We start from the raw sequence: 3,060 nt of genomic DNA, 5'->3' as shown, positions 1-3,060 counted from the left end.
CCATGACACCCACTCGAACGTCGCGATTTCTACCTCGACAACGTCATCCCACCTGCGAGCATGGATCAGCTCGTTTTTGTAGGAGCCGTTAACGTTTTCAGGGTTGCGTCCGCTAGCGTGGGTGGACGACGCTGTCGGGGATGTTTCATTCGATTTTCCAGCAAGCCGATGCCAGGTCGACATGGGACCAGGCCCGGGAAGTAGTCGAGTTCTGCAACGAGCGTTTTCCCGAGGTCGCTGGCTATGTGGAAGAGTCATTGGAGGAGATTTTGGCGTTCACGAACACGCCGAAAACTGTGTGGACGAAGGTGTGGTCAAATAACCCGACGGAACGGCTAAACCGGGAAATCCGCCGGCGTACCGACGTTGTCGGCATCTTCCCAAACAGGGCTGCGGTAGTGCGTCTGGTGGGCGCTGTGTTGGCCGAGCAGCATGATGATTGGATTCAGCAAAAGCGCTACATGTCGCTGGCAAGCCTGGAGCAAACCCGAGCACTTATCGCCGCCAACACCGTCACGGCCGAGGAGGCTGCCTAATGAACCGCAACCTAGCCCGTGCCGGTCCCTGACACCAGCACAGCTCTAACCCACTGATTCAGGAAGGACAGATACACCACTTTCTCGGACTTGACCTAATTGGGTAGCGCTAACACATATTAGCCCGTTAAAAAATCGCATTCTAACCGGTAGCTCATTTATATATACTGCTCCACCGAATACCAAGAAAAATTCCCTCATATTGACTGTTCTCACAAATCAATGACTGAACATTACCTTCTTCTTTGGTTTCCTAAAGCCTCAAATAGATCCTCTGCCGTTGGATCATTAATCTTTCTTACCAGCGCTCCGTCGGACAAGACAATGACGCGTTGAGCCTGAGCTGCTACTTCCAAGTCATGGGTCACCATTACAACTGCGGTACCTTGGCGGCTGAGATCCGAAAGTTCTTTCATCACTAGAGCGCTCGACTTCGAATCTAGAGCACCCGTCGGTTCATCCGCAAATAGCACGCGTGGCCTGACTGCTAAGGCCCTAATAATCGCTACACGCTGACGCTGCCCTCCCGAAAGCTGAGCTGGATAGTAATTCTTCCGGTCAGCCAACCCGAACTTCTCAAAAAGACTGGTCAGCTCACTCTTTCTCATCTTCTTAGAAACGAATCGCAAACCTAACTGGACGTTTTCCCACGCTGTCATCGAGTCCACCAAGTTGTAATCTTGGAAGATGAAACTAGCATTTTTTCGGCGGACCTCACTTCGCTTATTCCTGGAGGCAGCCACCAAATCAAGGCCACACAGAAAGCTTTGCCCAGAGTCAGCTTGCTCAAGTCCGGAAATGCAATAAAGAAACGTCGACTTGCCAGATCCCGACGGACCGACAATCGACACGAATTCGCTCTCAGCAACGGAAAAATCAATACCCTTGATTACTAGTTCGCGCTCTTTCCTATTGATTGAAAATGACTTCTGCAGATCCCGGGTTTCAATAATAGTATTCATTTCTTCTCCTTTTAGCGTGCGATAGCAGTCATATTGAGCGTCTTTGTTTCCTGAAGAGTCGGAAGGACGATGGATATTGCCAATAGTGAAAATCCGCCTATAAGCAAAAAGTATGTTTCGTTGCCCACCCATGCTGGGCCTGCGCCAGGGACGGGACCATTACCCAACGCTGCTCCCATAGCTAGAGCATTGGTACCTAAGATCATCGTGGAGATCACGACCGCTGACAGAAAATAGATCAAGCATTCAAAGACAGCCGACCACCGAATAGAAGAAGTGGTAGCACCCAAAGTTTGCAGCAAAGCAACATCATGCCTTCTCCACTCGTTGGTGAGATAGACAGCTATCACTCCCGCAAATGCGGCGATAATGACGGGGCCACCGAAAATCAAGACAATCTGGCTGGTAGGGCTAACTTGAAGGTCAGACTCACTTGCCCCGAGGCCATCATAATATTCTTAGTTTGATTAACCATACCGAAGATACAACCCACCGAAGCCGCAGCAACTACAAGGGGCGTGATCACTGATGTAGACAACGTAGCGCGTCGACGAGCAGTAGTTCGGGCAAGTACCCAACTATCTAAAAAGTTCAACGGCAGTAACCACCCAATTAGGCTGACAACTGGGCGGATAACAACCCGATCAGATATGCCGTAAGCCAACAATAGCCCAAGCCCAATACCCCAATATGACGAGAGTAGGCCACCGAGGCGCTCCATATCATCAATTGGCGACGTAGAGGCAATACTAATGTATCCAACAAGTAATCCACTCAAAATAAACATGGAGGCTAGAAGGCGGACAATTCCGCGAGAAGACGCTTGCTCAGGGATATCCATGACCGCTTCCACCGGCTCAACCTTGCTCAGCTTTCCCGTCCCCAAGAACAACGCTAGAACCACCACAACAAAAGATGCCCCAGGTCCAAAACTCCAGGCCCAACCAGACAAAGGTTCAGATAAACTAGGTAACATTAGGAACCCGGTATGAGCGATAATATCGCCGAAAGTTGGCCATGACAGAAAAGCTAAAATACCTCCGACGAAAGCACCCACCAGAGCACTCATGGTAGCTATCCCGATATATCGAAACCTCGCGCTTCGGGGAGAAGCTCCGATCACCTGCCAAAGGGCAACACGACGCGAATCACGACGGATAGCAACTTTCACAACAGAAGGAAGACACATCAGCACTGCCAGGCATGTCAACGCAATCTGAAGCCCACCCATCGCGGAGAACTGCTCACCAACATCTGTCTCAGAGGCTTGCGCACCGACAATTGTCATCCCTAGGGAAAGAGAAAGCATCCACGAAGCCACCGAAGTCAGTATTAGCATCGATACAGACACTGGCTTAAGATCTCGAATTTCCTTAAACAAGAATTTTACTCACTCTCTCACGAACCTGACAATCGCATAAAACGTATATAAAAAGTATGAGGTTACCCTGAGGTTACCCTCGTTTAGTGGACACCCTATTTGTACGGATCTTGTGTCCGTAGGAGAGGATGTTCATTGTGAGTCAACAGCGCAAGAAGTACACGCCGGAGTACCGGCGTGA

2 protein-coding genes and 1 pseudogene are annotated in these 3,060 nt (G+C 50.0%); 1 reads left to right on the top strand and 2 read right to left on the bottom strand.

Annotated features, from left to right (window positions below):
• Positions 1–122: 122 nt before the first annotated feature.
• Positions 123–536, top strand: a pseudogene (locus QQS52_RS11435) (transposase); the annotation flags it as partial.
• Positions 537–769: 233 nt separating this feature from the next.
• On the opposite strand, the gene QQS52_RS11430 reads toward QQS52_RS11435, so the two are convergent.
• Both QQS52_RS11430 and QQS52_RS11425 read right to left on the bottom strand, forming a co-directional pair.
• On the bottom strand, positions 770–1,498 hold the full coding sequence (locus QQS52_RS11430) for an ABC transporter ATP-binding protein (RefSeq protein WP_296206634.1): 729 nt from the start codon (positions 1,496–1,498) through the stop codon (positions 770–772).
• Between the two features lie 388 nt (positions 1,499–1,886).
• Positions 1,887–2,819 (bottom strand): FtsX-like permease family protein, encoded by a 933-nt coding sequence (locus tag QQS52_RS11425; RefSeq protein WP_472773952.1) that lies wholly within the window; start codon positions 2,817–2,819, stop codon positions 1,887–1,889.
• Between the last annotated feature and the right edge of the window lie 241 nt (positions 2,820–3,060).

The sequence above is a fragment of the Corynebacterium sp. 1103A genome (genome assembly GCF_055700955.1).
Note: the sequence above shows the minus strand (reverse complement) of the source record. Positions and strands in the feature narration are given on the sequence as shown.

Bases quoted from the DNA above. Each gene is read 5' to 3' on its own strand.
- QQS52_RS11430 (WP_296206634.1), bottom strand. From the start codon at position 1,498: ATGAATACTATTATTGAAACCCGGGATCTGCAGAAGTCATTTTCAATC.